The sequence below is a fragment of the Ruegeria sp. N7 genome (genome assembly GCF_056531345.1).
This window is the reverse complement of sequence record NZ_JBQFLR010000011.1, coordinates 77,137-99,187: the sequence shown is the minus strand read 5'-3', so window position 1 is coordinate 99,187 and position 22,051 is coordinate 77,137. Positions and strand designations below refer to the sequence as shown.

General features: G+C 58.0%; 22 protein-coding genes. 12 read left to right on the top strand and 10 right to left on the bottom strand.

Annotated elements, in window-relative coordinates:
• Window positions 1–53 precede the first annotated feature (53 nt).
• On the top strand, window positions 54–1,499 hold the full coding sequence (gene pyk, locus ACR0ES_RS13495) for a pyruvate kinase (protein ID WP_267365133.1): 1,446 nt from the start codon (window positions 54–56) through the stop codon (window positions 1,497–1,499).
• Window positions 1,500–1,531: 32 nt separating this feature from the next.
• On the opposite strand, the gene ACR0ES_RS13490 is transcribed toward pyk, so the two are convergent.
• Window positions 1,532–1,966, bottom strand: a complete 435-nt coding sequence (locus ACR0ES_RS13490; protein WP_480483856.1) for an Lrp/AsnC ligand binding domain-containing protein — start codon at window positions 1,964–1,966, stop codon at window positions 1,532–1,534.
• A 208-nt stretch (window positions 1,967–2,174) separates the two neighbouring features.
• Between ACR0ES_RS13490 and ACR0ES_RS13485 the strand changes: the two genes are divergently transcribed.
• The 6 genes from ACR0ES_RS13485 (at window position 2,175) to ACR0ES_RS13460 (ending at window position 6,309) form a co-directional block, all read left to right on the top strand.
• A complete protein-coding gene (locus ACR0ES_RS13485; protein ID WP_209506060.1) occupies window positions 2,175–2,612 on the top strand; it encodes a universal stress protein in 438 nt (145 codons plus the stop codon).
• 13 nt (window positions 2,613–2,625) lie between these two features.
• Window positions 2,626–4,176 carry an alanine/glycine:cation symporter family protein gene (locus tag ACR0ES_RS13480; RefSeq protein WP_480487220.1) on the top strand — a complete coding sequence of 517 codons (1,551 nt, stop codon included), beginning with the start codon at window positions 2,626–2,628 and terminating at the stop codon, window positions 4,174–4,176.
• Window positions 4,177–4,359: 183 nt separating this feature from the next.
• A complete protein-coding gene (gene rpmI, locus ACR0ES_RS13475) occupies window positions 4,360–4,560 on the top strand; it encodes a 50S ribosomal protein L35 (RefSeq protein WP_010443552.1) in 201 nt (66 codons plus the stop codon).
• Between the two features lie 15 nt (window positions 4,561–4,575).
• Window positions 4,576–4,941, top strand: coding sequence for a 50S ribosomal protein L20 (gene rplT / locus ACR0ES_RS13470; RefSeq protein WP_039523695.1), 366 nt, complete (start codon window positions 4,576–4,578; stop codon window positions 4,939–4,941).
• 224 nt (window positions 4,942–5,165) lie between these two features.
• Complete coding sequence (locus ACR0ES_RS13465; RefSeq protein ID WP_209506064.1) at window positions 5,166–5,714, top strand: YeeE/YedE thiosulfate transporter family protein; 549 nt, start codon at window positions 5,166–5,168, stop codon at window positions 5,712–5,714.
• A gap of 4 nt (window positions 5,715–5,718) precedes the next feature.
• Window positions 5,719–6,309: a YeeE/YedE thiosulfate transporter family protein gene (locus ACR0ES_RS13460; protein WP_480870982.1), complete on the top strand. Its 591-nt coding sequence runs from the start codon at window positions 5,719–5,721 to the stop codon at window positions 6,307–6,309.
• A gap of 92 nt (window positions 6,310–6,401) precedes the next feature.
• Here the strand turns inward: ACR0ES_RS13460 and ACR0ES_RS13455 are convergent, their stop codons facing one another.
• Window positions 6,402–7,793 carry an aminotransferase family protein gene (locus ACR0ES_RS13455; RefSeq protein WP_480870980.1) on the bottom strand — a complete coding sequence of 464 codons (1,392 nt, stop codon included), beginning with the start codon at window positions 7,791–7,793 and terminating at the stop codon, window positions 6,402–6,404.
• A gap of 221 nt (window positions 7,794–8,014) precedes the next feature.
• On the opposite strand from ACR0ES_RS13455, the gene ACR0ES_RS13450 reads away from it, so the two are divergent.
• Entirely contained in the window at window positions 8,015–9,643 is a 1,629-nt protein-coding gene (locus ACR0ES_RS13450) for an acyl-CoA synthetase (RefSeq protein WP_480870978.1), read from the top strand.
• On the opposite strand, the gene ACR0ES_RS13445 is transcribed toward ACR0ES_RS13450, so the two are convergent.
• From ACR0ES_RS13445 to hmgA, 7 genes are all read right to left on the bottom strand, one after another.
• Window positions 9,640–9,975: a DOPA 4,5-dioxygenase family protein gene (locus tag ACR0ES_RS13445; protein ID WP_480870976.1), complete on the bottom strand. Its 336-nt coding sequence runs from the start codon at window positions 9,973–9,975 to the stop codon at window positions 9,640–9,642. The genes ACR0ES_RS13450 and ACR0ES_RS13445 overlap by 4 nt on opposite strands.
• An 86-nt stretch (window positions 9,976–10,061) precedes the next feature.
• Complete coding sequence (maiA, locus tag ACR0ES_RS13440) at window positions 10,062–10,700, bottom strand: maleylacetoacetate isomerase (RefSeq protein WP_480483802.1); 639 nt, start codon at window positions 10,698–10,700, stop codon at window positions 10,062–10,064.
• An 11-nt stretch (window positions 10,701–10,711) separates the two neighbouring features.
• Window positions 10,712–10,909, bottom strand: a complete 198-nt coding sequence (locus tag ACR0ES_RS13435) for a DUF2783 domain-containing protein (RefSeq protein ID WP_209506076.1) — start codon at window positions 10,907–10,909, stop codon at window positions 10,712–10,714.
• Between the two features lie 5 nt (window positions 10,910–10,914).
• On the bottom strand, window positions 10,915–12,525 hold the full coding sequence (locus tag ACR0ES_RS13430; RefSeq protein ID WP_480586494.1) for an FAD-dependent oxidoreductase: 1,611 nt from the start codon (window positions 12,523–12,525) through the stop codon (window positions 10,915–10,917).
• Window positions 12,526–12,659: 134 nt separating this feature from the next.
• Window positions 12,660–13,610 carry an MBL fold metallo-hydrolase gene (locus ACR0ES_RS13425; protein ID WP_480507312.1) on the bottom strand — a complete coding sequence of 317 codons (951 nt, stop codon included), beginning with the start codon at window positions 13,608–13,610 and terminating at the stop codon, window positions 12,660–12,662.
• 87 nt (window positions 13,611–13,697) lie between these two features.
• A complete protein-coding gene (fahA, locus tag ACR0ES_RS13420; RefSeq protein ID WP_480507314.1) occupies window positions 13,698–14,960 on the bottom strand; it encodes a fumarylacetoacetase in 1,263 nt (420 codons plus the stop codon).
• A 215-nt stretch (window positions 14,961–15,175) separates the two neighbouring features.
• Window positions 15,176–16,531, bottom strand: coding sequence for a homogentisate 1,2-dioxygenase (gene hmgA, locus ACR0ES_RS13415; protein ID WP_480870974.1), 1,356 nt, complete (start codon window positions 16,529–16,531; stop codon window positions 15,176–15,178).
• A 57-nt stretch (window positions 16,532–16,588) separates the two neighbouring features.
• On the opposite strand from hmgA, the gene ACR0ES_RS13410 reads away from it, so the two are divergent.
• From ACR0ES_RS13410 to ACR0ES_RS13400, 3 genes are all read left to right on the top strand, one after another.
• Entirely contained in the window at window positions 16,589–17,041 is a 453-nt protein-coding gene (locus tag ACR0ES_RS13410; RefSeq protein WP_480538751.1) for a MarR family winged helix-turn-helix transcriptional regulator, read from the top strand.
• 39 nt (window positions 17,042–17,080) lie between these two features.
• Window positions 17,081–18,352, top strand: coding sequence for an adenylate/guanylate cyclase domain-containing protein (locus ACR0ES_RS13405; protein ID WP_480870972.1), 1,272 nt, complete (start codon window positions 17,081–17,083; stop codon window positions 18,350–18,352).
• A 181-nt stretch (window positions 18,353–18,533) separates the two neighbouring features.
• Entirely contained in the window at window positions 18,534–19,076 is a 543-nt protein-coding gene (locus ACR0ES_RS13400) for a hypothetical protein (protein WP_480487205.1), read from the top strand.
• Between the two features lie 46 nt (window positions 19,077–19,122).
• Here ACR0ES_RS13400 and ACR0ES_RS13395 read toward each other — a convergent pair whose 3' ends face one another.
• Complete coding sequence (locus tag ACR0ES_RS13395; RefSeq protein ID WP_267367261.1) at window positions 19,123–19,932, bottom strand: division plane positioning ATPase MipZ; 810 nt, start codon at window positions 19,930–19,932, stop codon at window positions 19,123–19,125.
• 486 nt (window positions 19,933–20,418) lie between these two features.
• Here ACR0ES_RS13395 and ACR0ES_RS13390 point away from each other — a divergent pair, with 486 nt between their 5' ends.
• Window positions 20,419–22,029: an MFS transporter gene (locus ACR0ES_RS13390; RefSeq protein ID WP_480870969.1), complete on the top strand. Its 1,611-nt coding sequence runs from the start codon at window positions 20,419–20,421 to the stop codon at window positions 22,027–22,029.
• Window positions 22,030–22,051: the final 22 nt, after the last annotated feature.

Here is a 22,051-nt window from a genome sequence, read left to right as displayed (position 1 = left end):
TTTTGCAAAAGCTGATCTGCGCAATCTGAACCGGCATGAGGAGGTCAAGACCAATGCGACGCCTGAGGAATGTAAAAATCGTGGCGACGCTGGGACCGGCGTCCAGTGACTATGACACCATTCGCGCCCTGCACGAGGCCGGGGCGGATGTGTTCCGTCTGAACATGAGCCACGGCAGCCATGACGAGATACGTGAACGCCACAAGATCATTCGGCAGGTTGAAAAGGATCTGGACAGCCCGATTGCCATTCTGGCTGACCTTCAGGGTCCCAAGCTGCGGGTTGGTGTTTTTGCAAATGATGCGGAGGATCTGGAAGAGGGCGCGGCGTTCCGTCTGGACCTTGATCCAGCTCCCGGCGACACCACCCGCGTGTGCCTGCCGCACCCCGAGATTTTCGCGGCCCTTGAACCGGGCGCGCGCCTTCTGGTCAATGATGGCAAGATCCGTCTGATCGTTCAAGATTGTGGTCAGGACTTTGCCAATTGCACAGTTGAGGTCGGCGGTGCGATCTCGAACCGCAAGGGTGTGAACGTCCCGGATGTGGTACTGCCGCTTGCGGCCTTGTCGGAGAAGGACCGTGGTGATCTTGAGTTTGTCTGCCAGTTGGGCGTTGACTGGCTGGCGCTGAGTTTCGTGCAACGCGCCAAGGATGTGTTCGAGGCCAGGGCGCTGGCTGATGGACGCGCTGCGATCCTGTCGAAGATCGAAAAGCCGGCGGCGGTCGAGGCGTTCGACGACATCCTTGATGCGTCGGACGGGATTATGGTGGCGCGGGGCGATCTGGGTGTGGAACTGCCGGTATCTGCGGTGCCGCCCATTCAAAAGAGGCTGGTCCGCAAGTGCCGTAGTGCCGCCAAGCCGGTCATTGTCGCCACCCAGATGCTGGAAAGCATGATCGAAAGCCCGATGCCCACCCGCGCCGAAGTGTCGGATGTGGCCACCGCGATCTATGAGGGCACGGACGCCATTATGCTCAGCGCGGAATCGGCGGCAGGTGCTTATCCGGTTGAGGCTGTGCAGACCATGAATAAGGTCGCCATCGAGGTCGAGGCCGACCCGACCTATTCCCAGATTATCGCCGCGTCCCGCACGGCAAAAGGAAGCACTGTGGCCGATGCCATTGTTGCGGCTGCCCGCGAGATTGCTGAAAAGACCGATATCAAGGCCATCTGCTGCTTTACGCAAAGTGGAACCACCGCCTCATTGACAGCCCGTGAACGTCCCGGTGTTCCGATCATTGCGATGACATCGCTGATGGGAACTGCGCGAAGGCTTTGCCTGAGCTGGGGTTGCAATTGCGTCATGACGCCAGAACTCCAGCGGTTCAAAAGCGCCGTGGTCAACGCGGCCCGCGCGGCGCGGGCAGGGGGGTTTGCAACCGAAACCGATCAGATCGTGGTTACGGCCGGTGTCCCGTTCAACGTACCGGGCACGACTAACATTCTGCGCGTGGCCCCGTGTGATGAACGGCTGATCTACAGCACGGATCCGGAATAACCGAAGGCCGACACTCGGGCCCGAGTGTCGTGTCAGCCAACCGGCTCTTTTACAATCTCCATAACTGTAAAAGAGCTGGTCTGGTGTATGCCCGGCAGCTTGTTGATCTTCTCGCCCAGCACCAGCCGGAAATGCGCAATATCGCGCGTTCGAACGGTCAGAAGATAATCAAACGAGCCCGCCACCATCAGGCAGCTTTCGATTTCCTGAACACTCCGAACGGCTTCATTGAATTTCACAAGGGATTGTTCCGCAGTTGCGACCAAGGATACCTGCACCACGGTCAGCAGTGCCAGCCCCATTCTTTCTTTGTCGACAACGGCTCTGTACCCTTTGATATAGCCATTCTTCTCAAGTCGTTTTACACGCTCGGAACAGGGCGTATTGGTCAGGTTCACACGCGCCGCCAACTCAACTATCGAGAGCCTGCCATTGGCCTCCAGCTCGTGCAGGATGCGTTGATCGATATTGTCTAAATCTCTGCTAATCAGTAAAATTCCCTGTATTTTTGGCGTAATACGATAAATTACACTGAAATTGGCCCAAAAAAATCTCCAATTCCTAGTGAAATTTCCTAATACTTACCAAAGGGCGGTCTTGTTGAAAAGTTCCAAGTTCCGGCCGCCCTGCCGGGGGCGTGGGCCCCGGCCTTAACAACAAAAACGGAGGAACGAAATGACAACAAAGATTGTCATAGGACTCGACGGGACTGAAACCGGCGAGCGTGCGATTGCCTTTGCCAAGGATTTGGCAAAGCTGATCGGAACGTGCGATTTGCTGGTCGCTTATGTGATCGAATGGTCACCTTACACATTCCAGACACCTGAAGAAAACGCCCAGCGCCACAAGCGCCGCGAAGAAGAGGTTGACCTGGCAATGTCGCGTGTCGTGACACCTGCTGTAGAGGCCCTCAGGGCTGCGGGATTCGAGGCGCAGGGCATTGTGCGCCATGGCGATGTTGCGGAAACGCTGAACGCCATCACGGTCGAAAACGGAGGCTCGCAAATCGTCGTGGGTCGGGCATCTGCGGACGGGATCAAGAAACGCCTGTTCGGCAGTTCGACGCAATATCTGGTAATGCATGCCGACGTTCCGGTTACGGTCGTGAACTGAGGGGAGGGCTAAAATGAGAACGCTAAAAACACTTGGCGCCGTAACGGCCGCCACCATTGCCGCCAGCCCTGCCCTTGCACAAGAGGCGCCGGGACTGGATGAAAAAATCAATCAGGCCTTTGCAAACCTGACCGGACCGTTTGTCAGCTTCATCTTTGCACCGCTGCCCGGAACCAGCTTTCCGTGGATCGTCATGTGGCTGGTGATTGCTGCATCGGTTTTCACACTGTATTTCGCGCTTGTGCAGCTGCGGTTCTTTGGTCACGCGATCAGCCTTGTCAAAGGTGACTATTCCGATCCCAACGACGCGGGCGAGGTCAGCCACTTTCAGGCATTGGCCACGGCGCTGTCCGGAACTGTGGGCTTGGGGAATATCGCGGGTGTGGCCGTTGCCATTGGCATCGGTGGGCCGGGTGCAACATTCTGGATGATCCTTGCGGGCCTTCTGGGCATGGCATCAAAGTTCACCGAATGTACGCTGGGCGTGAAATACCGCAACGAATACGAAGACGGCACCGTTTCAGGTGGCCCGATGTATTACATGTCCAAGGGCTTTGACGAGCTGGGTCTGCCCGGTGGCAAGATCCTGGCGGTGCTGTTCTCGATCTTCTGTATTCTGGGCGCGTTGGGCGGCGGGAACATGTTCCAGGCCAACCAGGCACATCAGCAGATCGCAGGTATCGTTGGCGACTATCCGGGCTGGATTACCGGTATTGTTTTTGCTGCGGTCGTGTTCATGGTCATTGTTGGCGGTCTGAAATCCATCGCTCGGGTGACTGAAAAGGTCGTGCCGTTCATGGGTGTGCTGTATGTTGCCACTGCACTGGTCATCATCGCGATGAATGCGGACATGATCGGCTGGGCCTTTGGTCAGATCTTTGCCGGTGCCTTCACGGGGCTGGGCGTTGCAGGGGGCATGGTCGGCGCGCTGATCCAGGGCTTCAAGCGCGCGGCATTCTCGAACGAGGCGGGCGTGGGCTCTGCAGCTATCGCGCACTCGGCGGTTCGGACCAAGGAGCCGATCACCGAGGGTTTTGTATCGCTGCTTGAACCCTTCATCGATACCGTCGTGATCTGTACCATGACGGCGCTGGTGATCATCATCACGCAACAGCTGATCATCGATCCTGAAACCGGCAACTACATGCTGAACGAAGCGGGTTCCGCCATCGCAACAGTGGATGGAAATTCCGGTGTCAGCCTGACTTCTGCCGCGTTTGGCAGCGCGTTCAGCTGGTTCCCGTACATCCTTGCGATTGCGGTGATCCTGTTTGCCTTCTCGACCATGATCAGCTGGTCCTACTATGGCCTCAAGGCCTGGACCTACCTGTTCGGAGAAGGACACACAAAAGAGCTGATCTTCAAGGTCATCTTCTGTGTCTTCGTGGTGATCGGCGCTGCGGCCAACCTCGGCCCCGTTATCGACTTCTCGGATGCGGCGATCTTTGCGATGGCGGTTGTGAACGTCTTTGCTCTCTACTTCCTGATGAAAGTGGTGCGGCAGGAACTGGCGTCCTACTCCGCAAGGCTGAAGAGCGGTGAAATCCGCAAATTCGAACACTAAATCCAATCACCGGGGCGGCTTGTGTCGCCCCGGTGCCTGACCAGGCTGCAAAAAGCACAGATTCTGGTCCAAACCCCCTTGCCAGTATGACCGAACTTGCGTAAACGGCGCATCTGATCGCGTGACCGGCCGAGATGGCATGCCGAGTCGCGTCTGAAACCGAACCCGAAAAAGGAGACGGAAATGCCTAAGATGAAGACCAAATCAAGCGCCAAGAAGCGCTTCAAGGTGACTGCGACCGGTAAGGTCCTTGCTGGCCAGGCCGGCAAACGGCACGGCATGATCAAGCGGACCAAGAAATTCATCCGCGACGCCCGTGGCAACACCACCCTGTCCGCCCCCGACGCAAAGATCGTCAAGGGCTACATGCCCTACGACCGCTAAGAGGAGATGTAAGAGATGTCCCGCGTTAAAGGTGGAACCGTAACTCACGCCCGTCACAAGAAGATCATCAAGGCCGCAAAAGGCTATTATGGTCGTCGCAAGAGCAACTTCAAAGTCGCAACTCAGGCCGTCGACAAGGCCAACCAGTACGCGACCCGTGACCGCAAGAACCGCAAGCGCAACTTCCGCGCGCTGTGGATCCAGCGGATCAACGCTGCTGTGCGCAGCCATGACGAGGCTCTGACATATTCCCGCTTCATCAACGGTCTGAACCTGGCCGGTATCGAAGTGGACCGCAAAGTTCTGGCCGACCTGGCCGTGCACGAACCGGAAGCGTTCGGCGCGATCGTCGCCAAAGCTCAGGCTGCTCTGGCTGCCTGAACCTCTGAAAAGAGACAGTGAAAGAAAGGCCGTCCCTTTGGGGCGGTCTTTTTTGTTGCAACATGCGGTGCATTCCAAGCGCTTCTTGGATCAGGGCATCCATCCCTTCTGCATTGGGATGACGCCAACCAGTTTCAGGCATGACCGGTTTGATCTAGATCATGTAACAGCCCTCGGATCATATTATATATGATTTTATGAATATAAATGAAAAGGGTGAAATCATGACACTAAACTGGAAAGTTGGAGGTGTTCTGCTAGGGCTCGTGTTCTTCGGGGCAGTTCTTCTGGTGAAGCCGATCGGTGTTTCGACCCAATTCGTCATCCTTGACGGAATTATCGCGGACACCGTCAATTCGGAATTCGTGACGCAGACGGATGACGGTTACAGTTCATCCAACGCATACATGGCGAAATCCAATGGCAAATACGCCAAGTACGTATCCAATCCGTTGAATTACAGCTTTGTCTTCGTTTTGGCTATGGCCGCGGGGGCGTTCTTGTCGGTCAAGGCGCGCGGTGGTCTGGAACGCGGAGAGGGCAAGCTGCCCATGATCTGGCGCGAAAACTACGGCGATACGCCCTGGGCTCGAAACCTGGTTGCGCTATTGGGCGGCTTTGTCGTCCTCTATGGGGCCAGGTTGGCGGGTGGGTGCACATCCGGTCACATGATGTCCGGTATGATGCAGACAGCCCTGTCAGGCTATATCTTTGCAGCCGGGGCATTTGCAGCGGCAATTCCTACGGCAATGCTGATCTACCGGAAAGGATAAGGCGATGGAAATCATTCTTGCGATCATCATTGGCGCCGCTTTCGGAGCCGTACTTGACCGGATTGGCGCAGCGAATCCAAATTGGATTGTGGGCATGCTGACACTGCGTCGACTCCAGCTGATGAAAACGATCCTTCTGGCAATCGGAACCGGTTCGATCCTCATGTTCGGCGGGCAGATGCTGGGGTTTGTGGATGCCGGCCATATGTCGGTGAAATCGGCCTATGTCGGTGTCTTCATTGGCGGATTGTTACTGGGTGCGGGCTGGGCTGCATCGGGCTACTGTCCGGGAACAGGGGTCTGCGCCGCTGCGTCCGGTCGCCGTGACGCCTTGTTCTTCATCGTCGGTGGTTTGTTGGGTGCTGCGGCCTATATGGCGACATATCCGGCCTGGAAGGCCACGGGTCTGCTCGATGGAATTGCTGGCGGCAAAGTCACCCTGGGTACAGTTCCGGGATCCGCTTACGAGGGTGTTTTGTTAATGTCCGGCGATATTCTCGGTATCGCACTGGGTGCCGTCTTTGTTCTGGTTGCTTTCGTTCTTCCGGACAGCCTGATCGCAACCGGTGAAAAGGTTGGTGTTGCGGCCGAATAATCACGGCTGAACGTACACATTCACGACCAGCATCCCGACAAAAAAACCGGCGCAACACGCGCCGGTTTCTTTTTTTAGGGATATCGGTGATCTTACCCGAACACACGCCCCAGCGCGCCGTCAACCGCGTCGGTGATCTGGTCGATGTCATCGGCCGTAGCAATCAGCGCAGGCGAGAAGCACAGCGTGTTGTTGCGACCGGGGATCGAGCGGTTGGTGACGCCGATGATCACGCCCTGTGCCATACAGTCGGCAGTAACGGCCTGCGCCAGTTTCTCGTCCACCGGCTCTTTGGTGCCGCGATCCACAACCAGTTCGGCCCCCAGGAACAAGCCCTTGCCGCGCACATCGCCGATGACCTTGTGCTTGTCCATCAGCGCCAGAAGGTTGTTCGTCATACGCGCGCCCATATCCGTGCAGTTCTGCAACAGGTTTTCATCCTGAATGATGCGCATGTTCTCGATGGCCGCTGCCGGACCAGCGGTGCACCCACCAAAGGTCGAGATATCGCGGAAATAGTTCATCGGGTCCGCGGCATCGTCTTTGAACATGTCAAAGACTTCCTCGGTGGTGACCATGCAGGCAATCGCGGCATAGCCTGACGCAACGCCCTTGGCCATGGTCACGAAATCGGGCTTGATACCGTATTGCTGGTACCCGAACCACGTGCCGGTGCGGCCCACGCCACAGACAACCTCGTCGATATGCAGCAGCACGTCGTATTTCTTGCAGATCTCCTGCACGCGCTGCCAGTATCCTTCAGGCGCTTCGATCACACCGCCGCCCGCTGTTACCGGCTCAAGGCACAGGGCGCCAACGGTGTCGGGGCCTTCACGCAGGATGACGGCTTCAATCTGATCTGCGGCCCATTCGCCAAAATTCTCTTTGGGTGCACCATCCAGCTCGTGCTTGCGGTATTCCATGCAATGCGGCACGCGCACGAAATCAGGTGCGAAGGGGCCGTATTGCGCTGTGCGCTCGTCCTGACCGCCTGCCGACATGGTCGCCAGCGTCGAGCCGTGATAGTCCCGGTCGCGGTACAGGATCTTGGTTTTCTTGCCGCCATATTTCTTGTGCGCGATCTGGCGCACCATCTTGAACGCCTTCTCGTTCGCTTCGGAACCTGAATTGGTGTAATAGACGCGGCTCATGCCCGGCATCTTGTCGATCAGTTGCTCGGCAAACAGCGCACCCGGGATCGAACCGGCCGAATTGGCGAAATAGCACAGCTTCATCAGCTGATCGTAAACCGCCTTGCAGATCGATTCGCGGCCATAGCCGACATTGACGGTCCAGACGCCGCCAGAAACCGCATCCAGATGCTCTTTGCCTTTCTGGTCCCAGACACGCATGCCCTTGCCCTCGACAATGATGCGAGGGTCATTGGTTTCAAAGGGTTTATGCTGGATCAGATGGTGCCAGATATGGGCGCGGTCAGCCTCGACTACGCGGGAAAGATCGTTTTCGTTGAACGTGCCGTCCATGACATGTCCTTTCAGTGAGGAAGCGGTGCGCGGGATATGGGAATACCACATCCCAGCATGTGTTTAAGATGCTTCAGATCACCGCGAAAGCCCTGCTGTAGATAGGGCCAGATCGTATCATCCCGTATTGCCAGTCGGTTTTGCCGCCGTATTTCTACGGGTTTGTCAGAACGCTAACTTTGTGCTCAATTCGCCCAAACTGCGTTTCGGGAGGACAGCGGATGGCAGCGACACATATCTACGAGCGTCATTTGGACAAATGCCGGGCAAATTACACACCTCTGTCGCCCCTTACGTTCATTGAACGGACGGCGCAGGTCTACCCGGATTACCCATCCGTGGTTTATGGGGATCGCCGGTATTCCTGGGCTGAAACCTATGCCCGTTGCCGGCGTCTGGCGAGTGCGTTGACAGCGCGTGGGATTGGACGGGGCGATACCGTTTCGATAATCGCGGCCAACATCCCGGAAATGTACGAGGCGCATTTTGGCGTGCCCATGACGGGCGCTGTTCTGAACGCAATCAACACGCGGCTGGATGCGCCGATTGTCGCATTCATCCTGAACCATGCCGAAGCCAAGGCGCTGCTGGTCGACCCCGAGTTTTCGGATGTGGTGAAAGATGCGCTGCAACAGGTCGATCATGACATTCTGGTCATCGATATCGAAGACCCCACCTTCGACGGCGGTGAAAAGCTGGGCCGCCTGACCTATGATGCCCTGCTGGCCGAAGGCGACCCCGCGTTTGACTGGTCACTGCCAGCGGACGAATGGGACGCGATCACATTGAATTATACCTCGGGCACCACGGGCAACCCCAAGGGCGTGGTTTACCACCATCGCGGCGCGACCCTGAACGCACAGTCGGATTTGCTGGACTGGGATATGCCCAAGCATTCGGTCTATCTTTGGACCCTGCCGATGTTCCACTGCAATGGCTGGTGCTTCCCGTGGGCCATGGCAGCCAATGCAGGTGTTTCCGTTTGCTTGCGCGCGGTGCGGGCCGAACCGATCTATGCTGCTTTCCGGGACGAGAAAGTGACCCATTTCTGCGGTGCGCCGATCGTTCTGAACATGCTGGCCCACGCTCCGGATAAGTTGAAGGACTTTGACCACCAGATCAAGGTGATGACGGCAGGTGCCCCGCCGCCTGCGGCCGTGATCGAAGCGATGGAGGCGATGGGTGTCGAGGTCACGCATGTCTATGGCCTGACCGAAACCTATGGGCCTTCGGTTGTCTGCGCATGGAAAGACGAATGGAACAGCAAAGGGCCTGAAGACCGCGCGGCCCTCAAGGTGCGGCAAGGGGTGCGCTATACAGCGTTGTCCGGACTGATGGTGGCCGACCCGGAAACGCTGGAACCGGTTCCGGCTGATGGCGAAACCATGGGTGAGATATTCATGCAGGGCAACGTGGTGATGAAAGGATACCTCAAGAATCCCGACGCTACCGACAAGGCCTTTCACGGTGGCTGGTTCGCGTCCGGTGATCTGGGTGTCATGCACCCCGATGGCTATATCGCGCTCAAGGACCGTTCAAAGGACATCATCATCTCGGGCGGCGAAAATATCTCATCTGTTGAGGTCGAAGGCATCCTCTACAAGCATCCGGCGGTGATGGAGGCTGCCGTGGTGGCCCGTCCCGATGAGAAATGGGGCGAAACGCCCTGCGCCTTTGTCGAGTTGAAACCCGGCGCAGCAGCAACCGAGGCAGAGCTTATCGCCTTCTGTCGCGACCGGATGGCCCATTTCAAGGCACCCAAAACGGTGGTGTTCGGCACCCTGCCCAAGACATCAACCGGCAAGGTGCAGAAATTCGTTCTGCGGGATCAGGCACGGGCGCTGGGTTAAAGGTTGTCGAATATCGACAGGTCCAACGCCAGCATCTCACCCATCCAGATCGCGCGGTCGCAGTGATCCTCCAGATGTTCACCGGTTTCCGGGTGCGTGAAGACCGTCAGACCCTGCCGGTTCAGCATCAGCCATGGGATGACCTGATCGAACGCCCCAGCGGCAAAGCCCAGCTGGCAGCTCCAGCGAGGATGGGGGCCGACGTTTCGGGCGTGCATCCGGCCCATTTGAACAGGGAACAGGCGGGCCGCCTCTTCACAGACCTGCTGCGCGGTGTCCTGCGTGTAGGCATCGAAATAGATATGGGCGTGATAGCCGGTGATCTCGGGCATAGAAACCTCATCTGCTTTGTTGGCTCAAAGCTAAGGCTCAAAACGATAAAAACCTAGCTGCACATGCAAACAGGGTCTGTGCAGGTTTAGTGCGGCGCATGTGCGTCGGGATGCGCCGCGACAAAGGCGGGGTGATCGGCGCAGGCCTCTTCAACCCGCAGCAGGCGGGGCATATCCGACAGATCAACCTGCCACCGGCGTGCGTTATAAATCTGCGGGATCAGGCAGAGGTCGGCGAGACCGGGCTTTGACCCAACACAATAGGGGGTCTGTTCGAAATCCCCCAACATGGTTTCGAACGCCTGCAACCCGGGTTTGATGAAATGCAGCATCCAGTCGCCGGGCATGTCGGGGGCGTTATGGCTCAGGGTGGTGGCATAGCGCGCAACGGAAAGGTTGCAGACCGGATGGATGTCGACCGCAATCGCATAAGCCAGCGCCTGAACACGCGCGCGTTCCGCCGGATCATCAGGCAGAAGGTTCAACTGCCGGGTCCGGTCCAGATAGTCGAGGATGGCAAGCGATTGCGTCAGCCGTAGCCCGTCAATATCCAGAACCGGCACAAAGCCCTGTGGGTTTCGCGCGATATGTTCATCGCCCTTTTGTGCGCCGCCCACCAGATCGACAACAACCGGGCGATACGCGATCCCGGCCAGATTCAGGGCGATCCGCACCCGGTAACTGGCCGAGGACCGCCAATAGTCATAAAGGACGACGTCGCTCACGCCCGGGCCTGTCAACTGTCAGTCAAAGCGGCAGCGCGAAGGGCGTCCGTCAGAACCGTACTGTCACCGATGTGGTTGGCCAGCACCAGCACCAGCCGCGCATTCAGCGCGTCGCTGTCTGCTTTTTCCAGGCCTTCATGCGCGGCCAGAAGTTCGGCATAGAAGTCATCGGCGTTTTTGATGTTCGGGGTTAGGATCAGGTCTGACATGGGGCTTACTCCTTACCGCAGGCTCTGCGGATCGCGTGCCGGAAGGTGTTTTCTTCGTAACTGTCACGCCGGGCCGCCACATGCTGGTCCGGGCGGATCAGGTAGACCGCGCTGGTCGCGTCACCCAGATAGCGGCGTTTGAGGGCCAGCGTCATATCATCCTTGACCGACAGCGCCAGTCGCGTGACCTCGATCCCATCTTCTTCCAGGGTATCAGGGGCGTCTGCATCAATGGTCAAAAGCGTGAACTTGCCTGCAAGCTTGGGCAGCAGAAACTCGTCACCAAGCGGAGCGTCGGGACAGGCCGAACCCGGGCGCGTTCCGGCCGGGCCGTTCAGCGCGTCCGCGGAATTCAGCGAGGATCCGTCATAGGTGCAGGGCTGGCTCAGGCGGCCCGAATTCACCAGCGGGCGCGCGAAATCATAATGTTCGCTCAGGTCCAGAACCGCATCGCGCAGGATCCGCGACATTTCGGATTTTGGGGTGATGAAATCGGTCGAGCGGCTGGAATTCAGGATGTTCTCGTCGGCCCCGTACACGCGTTCGGTGTTGTAGCTGTCCAGCAGAGTTTCAGGCGCTTTCCCATCCAGAACCAGCTTCAGTTTCCAGCACAGGTTGTCGGTGTCCTGAAGGCCGGAATTGGCCCCGCGCGCGCCAAAGGGGCTGACCTGATGCGCGCTGTCACCCGCAAACAGAACACGCCCCTTGCGGAAGCTTTCCATGCGACGGCACTGGAACGTATAGATCGAGACCCATTCAAGCTGAAACTCGACATCATCGCCCAGCATCGCCTTGAGGCGGGGGATCACGTTCTCGGGGCGCTTTTCGCGTTCCTTGTCGATATCCCAACCCAGCTGCAAGTCGATGCGCCACACATTGTCGGGCTGTTTGTGCAACAACGCGGATTGCCCGCGATTGAACGGCGGATCGAACCAGAACCAGCGTTCAGACGGAAAATCCGCATCCATGATCACGTCTGCAATCAGGAAGTTGTCTTCAAATATCCGTCCTTCGAAATCAATGCCCAACATCCGCCGGGCAGGGGATGTCGCGCCATCACAGGCAATCAGCCATTCGGCTTCGATTGTGTAAGGTCCTTCTGGTGTCTCGACCTCCAGCCGCACGTGATCGTCATGCGTGCCAATCGCCTCGACCTTGTTGCGCCCGCGTATCTCAATCGGTGCGCCTTCTGCCTGCAACTCGCGGACCCGTTCAACGAAATAGTTCTCAAAATGGTATTGCTGAAGGTTGATGAAGGCAGGGTTGGCATAACCTTCATCCGGTTGCAGGTTGAAGTCATAGACCTGCCGATCATCGAAGAAGACCTTGCCCCGGTCCCACAGGACGCCCTTGTCGACCAGTCGGCCCCCGCATCCCAGCCGGTCGGCAATTTCCAGCGTGCGTTGCGAGAAACAGATGGCGCGGCTGCCGAAACTGACCTTGTCATTCTCGTCCAGAACCACGACGTCGACCCCTTGCTGCGCCAGATCAATCGCCGCGGCCAGACCAACCGGGCCCGCGCCGATCACGATAACCTTGCGCCGAACTGGCGTCGGGCTGTCCTGATCCGGACTGCGTTCATAGCCGTAAAGCGGAGTTTCAAAGATCTTGTTCATGGGCTTCCCCCCAAGCAGATGGGCCAAAGTGCTGCATGTCCTGTGCTCCGGCAACATGTGCCGAAGCCTTTGGCATATGGTTTCATTGAATCCCGCCGCCTAAAACGATCTGGATCAAACTGGGTCGTTTTTCCTTACCCCTGCAGGGCCTCCCACATCTCAAGATCGCGCTGGGCGGTCCAGATGCGAGGCGTGTCGATACCACGGGCTTCGTCGTAGGCGCGGGCGACGTTGAACGGCAGGCAGTGTTCGTAGATCGCGTAATTGGCGAATTTCGGGTCACATTCGGCGCGGACTGCATCCCATGCCTCTTTCAGGCTGCCACCGCGCGCCGCAACCCTGGCCGCCGGGCGGTAGGTGCTTTCGACGAAATCGCGAGTGTTTTCGATGGCGGCATTGACCATGTCCTTGCCAACCAGCGCATCGCCGCGTCCCGGTGCGATGGCGTCGACATCGAACCACTTGATCTCGTCCAGCGTGTCGCCCCAGTCGTTGAAATGCCCGTCACCGCAATAGCAGGCCGAGTGATATTCGACGATGTCGCCGGTGAACATCACGTTCTGGTCTGGCACGTGGATGACGATATCGCCGGCGGTATGGGCGCGCCCCAGATGCATCAGGTCGATCCGGCGATTGCCCAGATAAACGGTCATCGTGTCGCTGAATGTGGTGGTGGGCCAGGTCAGGCCGGGGATGCTTTCATGCCCTTCGAACAGGCGCGGGAAGCGCTGGAATTCGCTGTCCCAGTCTTCCTGACCGCGTTCCACCACCATGGCGCGGGCCATGTCGGACATCAGGATCTGTTGCGCGCCAAAAGCGCTGGCACCCAAAACCCGCACTGCGTGGTAATGGGTCAGCGCCACATGGGTGATCGGCTTGTCGGTCACAGACCGCACGCATTCGATCACCTTGTTGGCCAGGCGCGGGGTCGCCTGTGCCTCGACGATCATCACGCTGTCATCGCCAATGATCACGCCCGAGTTCGGGTCACCCTCGGCGGTGAAAGCATAAAGCCCTTCGCCCACTTCAGTGAACGAGATTTTCTTTTCCGACATGTCCCCCTGGGACGCGAATGCTTTGGCCATCTTGGTTTTGTCCTTTTGCGGTTGCGCGGAAGGCAGAGGTTGGATGCCTCCGGCGGGAGTATTTGGAAAAAGATGAAGCTCAGTGCGTCATCGCCCGAATGGGGAATTGAGTGCAGGCAGAACGGTGCCGGTGCAATCGCCAAAGCCAATGGTATAGCCATCGCCCCTGGCAGCGCCGGTCAGGGTCATTGTGTCGCCGTCTTCGATAAAGCTGCGGGTCTCGCCGGTCTCAAGCGTAAATGGCTCGCGCCCGGCCCAGCTGAGTTCCATAAGCGAGCCGAATTCGCTGCGTTCCGGCCCCGAGATGGTGCCCGAGCCCAACAGATCGCCCGGGTTCATCGCGCAGCCGCCAATGGCGTGATGGCACAGCTGCTCAGCCGCCGAATAATACATGCGGTTATAGTTGGTCCTGGCGATGACCGAGGCGCGGTCGGCGCCTTCGGGCTGCATCAGAACCTCAAGCTCGATGTCGTATAGCCCGTCCTTGCTGCCCTTGAGATAGGGCAAAAGCTCTTTCTCACGCGGGGGGGTGGGCGCGCGGAACGGCTCCAACGCGGCAGCCGTCACGATCCACGGAGAGATCGAGGTGCCGAATGCCTTGCCCTGGAACGGCCCCAGCGGTTGATACTCCCAGCCCTGGATATCGCGCGCCGACCAGTCGTTCAGCAGCACATAGCCAAAGATCATCGCATCGGCCTCGTCCACCGTGATCGGCTGGCCGAACTCCGACCCGGTGCCGACGATGGCGCCCATCTCCAGCTCGATATCGAGCCGTTTCGAGGGGCCAAAGGACGGCATCTCGGCATCGGGGGCCTTGGTCTGGCCATTGGGGCGGTGGATCGGCGTGCCCGACACCACGACCGAGGAGGCTCGTCCATTGTACCCGATCGGGATATGCAGCCAGTTTGCCGGCAGATCGGGCGAGCCGCGCAGGATGGCGCCCATGTTCTGGGCGTGTTGCTTGCCGGCGTAAAAGTCTGTGTATTCGCTGACAACCAGCGGCATATGCAGCGTGGCTTTGGCCATCGGCACCAGCAGCGGTTCAACAGTCTCCTGCTCTTTCGACCCTTTGGACAGAAGCGCGGTCAGCCGCTCGCGCAGGGCGGCCCAGACGGCGGGGCCTTCTTCCATCAGATCGTTCCAATAGGGCACGTCGAACAGCGGATAGTCGTTCAGCGCGACAAGACCCTCGGCCTCGGCCGCGGCCATGTCGAGGATCATGTCGCCAATGGCCACGCCGCAGCGCGGATCATCTCCTTCGGTCGAGAAAACACCGTAAGGCAGGTTATTCAGTGGAAACGGATGCGCCGCGTCGTTGGCCGAGGCCACCCAGGATTTCATCAAAGGCATATTTTGCCCCTATATTGTTGTATTTGGTACGTGGTTCGAAACGATCATAACCCCGAATAGACAGGCGCCAAAGCCCAGAGCGGGCGCGGTTGCAGCAGGTTGGCTGCCAAGGCCCCGCCTTTGTTTTCCGGTTGCGGCGGCAGTACGTCTGCAACCGGAATGGGAATGTTCCTCGCCATCAGGACGAGTGCCGTCTGGGTAACCCAGTCTGAGGGTCATTTCTTGCCTGGTGTGCCGTCGAACTTCTTCTCAAGCGATGTCCAGCAGTCGATATAGTCGTCCTGCAACGGTGCCTCATTGGCGGCAAACGGCGTCAGGTGCTGGGGGAACCGGGTTTCGAACATGAACGACATCGTCTGGTCCAGCTTTTCCGGCCCCAGATTGGAATAGGATGCCTTGTCAAACGCTTCCCTGTCGGGACCATGCGGAATCATCATGTTGTGCAGGCTGGTGCCACCGGGAATGAAGCCCTGCGGTTTCGCATCGTATTGGCCGTAGATGTTGCCCATCAGTTCCGACATGATGTTCTTGTGATACCAGGGCGGGCGGAACGTATCCTCCATCACCATCCAGCGTTCGCGGAACAGGACAAAGTCGATATTTGCGGTGCCGGGCTGGCCAGAGGGTGCCGTCAGAACGGTAAAGATCGACGGGTCGGGATGGTCAAACAGGATCGCGCCAACCGGGCAATAGTTGCGCAGATCGTATTTGTAGGGTGCATAATTGCCGTGCCATGCCACCACATCCAACGGGCTGTGTCCTATTTTCGTGGTATGAAACTGGCCACACCATTTGATCGTCACGGTCGACGGGGTTTCACGATCCTCATAGGCGGCGACCGGAGCTTTGAAATCGCGCGGGTTGGCCATGCAGTTGGCCCCGATCGGACCGCGACCCGGCAGTTCAAACTTCTGGCCGTAATTCTCGCAGACAAAGCCGCGTGCCGGGCCTTCCAGAACTTCAACCCGGTAGAGCAGTCCACGCGGGATGATCGCGATTTCCTTGGGCTCAAGGTCAATGATTCCCAGTTCAGTCGCAAAGCGCAGGCGTCCTTCCTGTGGCACCACCAGCAACTCGGAATCGGCCGAGAAGAAATAGTCGTCGACCATGGATTCGGTGACCAGATAGATATGGCAGGCCATGCCAACCTGGGTGTTCACGTCCCCCGCCGTCGTCATGGTCCGCATCCCGGTCATCCAGTTCAGACCTTCGTCGGAATGCGGCACCGGATCCCAACGATACTGGCCCAGGCTGATCACATCCGGGTCGATGCAGGGGGCCGATTTCCAATAGGGCAAGTAGATTTTTTCGTAACGGTGCGAATGCTTTACCGACGGGCGAATACGATAGCACCAGGTGCGTTCAGGCGGGTTGGCGGTAAAGGCCGTGCCGCTCAGCTGTTCACCGTAGAGCCCGTAGTTGCACCTTTGCGGGCTGTTCATCCCCTGCGGCAGCGCATCGGGCAGCGCCTCGGTTTCAAAGTCGTTGCCAAAGCCGGGCATGTAACCGGCATGGGTACCAACAGGCGTTGCTGCTTGCGTCAATGAATGCGGATCCGTCGGACGGTTCATTACGTATTCCTCCGTTTGCTGCTTGTCGGTTAATAGTTGATTTTGTAACTAACAAGCATGACACATGACGAATCTGAAAAAAATGATGACTTTTTCCTGCAGAATTTTCTGCCGTTCCTGCTGAACCAGGCGGCCGAGCGCGCCTCGTTGGAATTTCAGGCTGTCTACAAGGGGCGGTACGGAATGCTCAGAACCGAATGGCGGGTGCTGTTCCATCTGGGGCTGTTTGGCGAAATGACCGCCAAGGAAATTGGTGAACGGGCCAGAATGCACAAGACCAAGATCAGCCGTGCAGTTGCCAAGCTCGAGGAGCGCCGGTACCTGAAACGCACACGGGACGAATCTGATCGTCGGGCGGAATGGCTGACACTGACACCCGCCGGGCAAGCTGTGTATCGCGACTTGTACGGGGTGGCTGCAAGCTATGACGCCAGGCTGTCGGACCTGTTCAGCGAAAAAGAGGCCGCCTTGCTGCGCCAGATGTTGCGACGGTTGGCTGGCGTGGATTGACCACTGGTAATTGGCGCCTGCCGCCCCCAGATGTGTGTCATGCTTGATACGGAATTTGAAATGACGTCATTTGAACCTGCCAAGGTATCCACACACACCCTGATTGACTGGTTGGTCCAAAAGGGGCTTGAGGGTGCCGGGCAGGAAGAGTTGCTGGAAGGCTTCTGCACCAGCCTGGTCGATATGGGGATTCCGCTAATGCGGTTTCATGCGGCGCAGTCGACCTTGCACCCGGTTTATGGCGGAACCGGATATAGCTGGTACAAAAGCACCGGCGGTGAATCCGAGAAGTTTGAAAACACGGATACGCCCAGCGAAATGTGGCAACAAAGCCCGCTCTATGCGCTGCTGAACGAGGATCTGGATGAAATCCGGGTCAAACTGGTCGACCATAATGAACCCAGCCGATTCCCGTTGTTGAACGACCTGAGAGAGGTTGGGGCGACCGATTATTATGCCACCGGCATCTCGTATGAGGGGTCAGGGAAGATGCGCCCCGACGGTACCAAAAAAGTCAGTGATGGCGTCCTGATGTCCTGGGCCAGCGACGCGCCGTCCGGGTTTGATGACAGCGACCTCAGGCACATTCATGCGGTATTGCCGCATCTGGGGCTGGCGCTTAAATCCGCCAAGAACCAGAACCTGACCGAAGACCTGATGCGGGTCTATCTGGGTCGTGATGCCGGGCGCCGCGTCCTGTCGGGTGAGATTCGTCGCGGATCATTGCAGCAGATCGATGCGGTGATCTGGAATTTCGATCTGGAAGGGTTCACCAACCTGTCAGAAGACCTGCCGGGTCACGAGATCATCGACATGCTCAATGATTACCTGGCCGTGGCCGTGGGCGTTGTGCACGACAAGGGTGGGAATATCCTGAAATTCATGGGCGATGGGCTGATGGCCATGTTCGATGTCGGCGAAATCGACGAGGACGCCCGTGCCGCGCTCAGCGCGGTGCCCTTGCTGCAAGCCCGTATGGATGAATTGAACGCCAGACGTCAGGCAAAGGGGCTGCCGGTTGCGAATTTCACGCTGGCCCTGCATTCCGGCGAAATCCTGTATGGCAATATCGGGTCCGAAACACGGCTGGATTTCACAGTGATCGGCCCCGCCGTCAATCAGGCCGCCCGCATCGCGGGAATGCACCGGTCGCTGGGTCAGCGAATCCTGATCTCGGACGACGTCGCGGTCGCGGCACGCCCCTGCGCGCAAGACCTCATCTCGGTCGGGCGCTACATGCTGCGCGGGGTGAACGAACCCAAAGAGCTGTTCACAGTATACAGTCCCGGCGGGCCATCAGTTACCGGGTGAAACCGAGGCCGCCCCGTTCAGCGGTTCCGAAACTGAAAGTCCTGAGGGAGCACCTTTGTTCTACCGGACAAGAACGGCGGGTTGGAGCGGATGTTCGAGGGCAGCGAGGATTTGAACGAAGGGCTGGTTTGAGGCCTTCTTTGACATTGAGAATAGGTGCTGAGCGTGCGATGCACGAAGCATGGGCACGAATAACTTTCTACGAGCACAAAGAGGCCAAGCTACAAAACGGCAGCGCTGGCAAGCTGGGGCTTTAGTTGAGATTCCAATAGCTGAAAACTGTTGGGCATATGGGCAACTTGGGGAAGAGTATTTCGTCGCGGTTTTTGAAGGATATTTCTCAGAGCGCCCGGCAATCAAAGATCTGATTCACCTACCGATATTGTTCAAGTCCTTTGTCTACCGTGACGTTATTAGCAGAGGTTTTTGGCTGAAAGTTGGCTGGGTTGAGCCTCGAAGTGATGTGATGAAGGAAGACTACCGTTTCAAGCAGGACAATGTTTCTGGGGCTCTTTCGCTTTATCATTCAGACTTTGCGGAGCAAGGCTGGGAACGGCCAGCGCTTCTGAGCGAGTGCCTTGGATTGGAATGCGTTGCTGTTTGGGAGGCAAGTCATGTTGAAGACCGGATCGTCGCTGCTCGTAACGGCCACGAATGTAAATGGGTCAGTTCCTTGGCGATTGATGTGCCAAGAGTTCCCGCACACCAGAACGACATTCATTGACGATAGATATCCGCTTCGTCCGCGTCCCTACCTCCAATACAGCTGATCAGAAGTCGATCTCGACACCCGGCAGGTTCAGCTCTCGCATCATGTCGCGCAGTTCCTGACGCGCTGCGATGTTCGAGATGTTCAGCTGTTTGACGCCAATATCCTTGAGGTCCAGCAGGGTCAGGCCGCGCGGAAACAGTTCGCGAAAGATCACCCGTTCGGAAAAGCCCGAAGCGACGCGGAAGCCGATGCGCTGCGACAGCATTTCGATCGCGCGCTGCATCTTTTCCTTGTTGACCATGCGCTGGGTACCGACGCGGTTGCGCACAACGACCCAGTCGATGGGCTTCAGCCCGGCCTGCGCCCGCAATTGCCGGGCGTTCCAGACCATCTCGGAATAGACGGACGGGCCAAGGATTTTCTCACCCTTTGAATCAATCCGCGCCAGCAGGTCAAAATCGATGAAACTGTCGTTCAAAGGGGTGATCAGCGTGTCGGCCAGCGAATGGGCCACCTGACTCAGCCGGGTATGAGAGCCGGGGCAGTCGATCAGGATAAAGTCACTGTCGCTTTCCAGTTGCGACACGGCAGCAGACAGGCGGTGGTCATAGATATTCTCGCCCGGCTTCAGCGTGCTGGCATCGATCTCGGGCAGGTCGTGATGGCGGGGGCCGGGCAGCGTCAGGCCCGCGCTTTTCAGAAAGTTGTTCCGGTTCTCGAAATACCGTCCAAGGCTGCGCTGCCGCAGGTCCAGATCCAGCGTGCTGACCTTGTGCCCCAGTCGGGCCAATGCGGTTGCCACATGCATCGACACGGTCGATTTTCCAGCGCCGCCTTTTTCGTTACCGACCACAATGATATGTGCCATGCTTGTATTCCCAAGTCTTGCCGTGTTTGACTACACGTTGTTGGCACCCACTATATGTTGTGTCGCCTGCGATGAAAAGAACCTCAAGCGGCGCTTTTGGGCATTATCGGACTCTATTTTGGAAAACACAGCGCAGTGCGCGGGTTACGGGAAGGCACCAGTCTGGTGATCTGCCTTGATCGGCTATCCGATCACGGTCTTGGCAGCGATATCGCCGTGTCGGCGCCTAGTCCCGAACATCTTGAACAACCGCTGCCTGCAACGATCCGCACTGGAATCAATCGCGCCTTTTGCCTGATTCATACACGCACGGATCGCCCGCCCAATGGGTCCTTTCGCGGTGGCGCCGGTTGGGCCGGATCGGGAAAACTATGCGGGGGACGGAAAATTTGGTTAAATACCAAACAGATTTACACCGAACGGTCTTGCAGGTTTTGCAGGGGTCCTCTTCGGTTCATCTTCAAGGCAGGTGAAAGGGGCATTGGCATGCCGGACACTGCTGCGGAAAGTTCAGGCGGTTCACGCGTTGTTCTTGCAATGACGGCCATTTGCATGATGGTCGTCGGCTTCAACACAACCGCTGTTGCGACCATCCTTCCATATCTGAAGGCCGAGTTCGATCTGACGCCTTCGGGCCTGCAATGGGTGATGGCGATCTATACGGTGGCCAGCGCGACCCTTGTGACGATTGTAAGCCGGCTTGGGGACATCACGGGCAAGATGGGTGTCTTTTTCTTTGGCATGATCGTGTTTGCCTGCGGCTCTGCTTCTGTGTTGTTTTCACAGAACGCGGCGATGCTGCTGATTGGGCGTGGCGCGCAGGGGGCGGGGGCGGCGGCCCTGTTCGGCACCTCATTGTCCCTGCTGACCGCCGCAACGCCCGAGGAAGAACGGGCCAGCGTGACCGGTGTGTGGGGCGCAATTGTGGGCCTTGCGATAGGCGTCGGGCCCATAGTCGGAGGAAGTTTTGCCAACTTCCTGAGCTGGCGCGGGGTATTCGCCACGGACCTTGTATTGCTTGCCATTGCGTTTGTGATCGGCCTGCAGGTCAGCAGGAAGAACTATGTCCCGGATACGCGCCTTCGGGGTGCGAAATTCGATACCGCAGGGGCGATAGCCATTGTCTTGCTTCTGGGTCCATTGTCATTCGCACTCAGCAACGGTGAAGCACGCGGATGGGACAATGCCCTGACCATTGTTCCTTTGGGGGTCGCCGCTTTGGCGGCTGTCGGTCTGGTTTATACCTCGCGGCGCAGCGACGATCCGCTGGTCGAGTTCCGATATTTCCGGCACCCGCGCTACCTTATGGCGGCAACGGGGATGTTCTTTGTGGGATTTGCGTTGTTTTGTTTCTTTATCTATTTCAACGTGTTCGTCCAATCCCCGGACGCGTTCGGCTATTCACCGGTTGAGGCAGGCGTCGCGATACTGCCGCTAAGCCTGAGCATGTTTGTCATTTCCGTCACCGCTCCGCGCCTGCTTGCGCCATACAGTTTTCAATGGCCGGTGACCGTCGCAATGGGATTGATGGCCTGCGGCTTCCTGCTTTTGACAACAACCTCGAACATCGACAGCTATGCTGAAATCTGGTGGAAGCTGATCATTGTGGGGGTTGGCATCGGCATTTGTTTTTCGTTGCTGCCCCGTCTCGGGCTTCGGTTGCTGCCCGACGAACATGTCGGACAGGGGTCCGGGGTGATCAACACATTCCTGTATTTCGGGGCCACGATGGGATCGGTTGTCGGCGGTCTGGCCGCGTCTCTGACCATCCGCTCCGGCCTGTCCGAAGTCATCGCGGCGCTGCCCGACGGGTCGGCACAGCGCGGCGACCTTGCGCGCGCCCTGACGCATGGCACGGCAACACAGGTGGAACAGTTGATTGCCGGGCTTGACCCGTCAACAGGCTCAACACTGGCCAAAGCATTACGGGACCTGCGGGATAATGCGTTTGATGCGGCGATGCTCATGGCTGCTATCGCGGCCTGTATAGGGCTGGTGATCGCGCTGCTCCTGCTGCGCGGTCCGGTTCCGCCATTGCACGACGCGGCCGAATTCACGAAACCCAAGGATCAGAAACCGGGGAAAACAGGGGCCTGAAACGAAAGAAGGCCGCCCGCTG